This is a genomic window from Halorubrum sp. CGM4_25_10-8A (assembly GCF_005435025.1).
GTDB classification, from domain to species: Archaea; Halobacteriota; Halobacteria; order Halobacteriales; family Haloferacaceae; genus Halorubrum; species Halorubrum ezzemoulense.
This window is the reverse complement of sequence record NZ_SGTX01000045.1, coordinates 1-1,155: the sequence shown is the minus strand read 5'-3', so window position 1 is coordinate 1,155 and position 1,155 is coordinate 1. Positions and strand designations below refer to the sequence as shown.

1 protein-coding gene is annotated in these 1,155 nt (G+C 54.9%); it reads right to left on the bottom strand.

Annotation, left to right across the window (positions count from 1 at the left end; all coding sequences use genetic code 11):
- Nucleotides 1-7: 7 nt before the first annotated feature.
- Nucleotides 8-1,111, bottom strand: a complete 1,104-nt coding sequence (locus EXE52_RS18060; RefSeq protein WP_137704005.1) for an IS630 family transposase — start codon at nucleotides 1,109-1,111, stop codon at nucleotides 8-10.
- Nucleotides 1,112-1,155 lie beyond the last annotated feature (44 nt).

The window sequence follows — 1,155 nt, the reverse complement described above, 5'->3', positions numbered from 1 at the left end:
GTAGTACCTAGCATAACTTTTGAAGATAGTCGTCGAGATGATTGTCGATCCAAGAGGCCGCGAAACTAAGCTGAGCTGTGAGCTTCTCAAAGAGTTCGGTAAGGAGAGCGCGGTATTCTGCCGCGCTCTCCACAATCAACGGTGACGCTTCCCATTTCAAACTCTTCCAGACCTGCTCGATTGGATTGAGATCCGGTGAACCAACGGGCAAAAACACGAGGTCAATTCCGAGTTGATGGGCTCGCTTACGCGTGTACTCGCACACGTGAGAAGAGAAGTTATCCAAGACGAGCAGAATCCGTCGACTCGGATTCTGCTCGCGGATTCCTTCGAGACACTCACAGATTCGTTCTTTCTCCTGATTACTTGGAAACTGGACCACGCTCTCACCGGAGAGTGCATAGAACCCGACCGCTGGTTCGTCTAACTTCACCAGCGGTCGGGTGATGTGAGGGTCGTCGACGGTGTAGAGTCGCTGTGAGTTGTCCCACGGTTGTGGATGCGATGTGTCGAGAAATCCAAGCACAGTTCCACCGTCCGTACGGATCTCTTCGTCGACGACCCAGCCTTCCTCATCGTCTCCATCGCGTTTGTTGTGCGGCTCATCAGTTCCCTCGTCGAACGCGTCGCCGACGCGTTCGTCGAGGATTTCTTCGGCATTTTCTGGCCGTGATGGGCGCTTAGTCCGCGGAATTGCGTAGGAGAGGCCGAGCTTTTCGAGGAACGTAGTGAGATGGGCTGGATGAAATTCAACGTCGAACTCCTCGTTGATGAGGTGTTGTATCTCTTGTTTCTTCCACGGTTGGCCCTCCCGGAGCAGTTCCAAGAGGCGTTGCTGTTGTTCTTCGCCGAGCTTCGGGGGCCTGCCGCCCCCGAAGTTCGGCATTAGAAGTCCAAGACCGCCCCTGTTCCATCGGCGAGCCCAGCGTGTTCCTGTCGCGGAGGACCTGCCGACATCGTCGGCAGCGTCCTCCAAGGTTGCCCCCTTGTAGAGCCGTTTAACGAAGATCAACCGCTCAGTGAGTTTTTCATCCGTAGACTCCGCGAGGAGTCGATCGAGATCGTCCTCACTGAGGTGACGGACGATCTCTTTGCGGCGATCCCCAGACATACCTCCTCATCAGACTCTACCTTCATAACTTTCACTAGGCACTA

Excerpts from the sequence above, each read along its gene's own strand:
- EXE52_RS18060 (WP_137704005.1), bottom strand. The coding sequence starts at position 1,111 with ATGTCTGGGGATCGCCGCAAAGAGATCGTCCGTCACCTCAGTGAGGAC.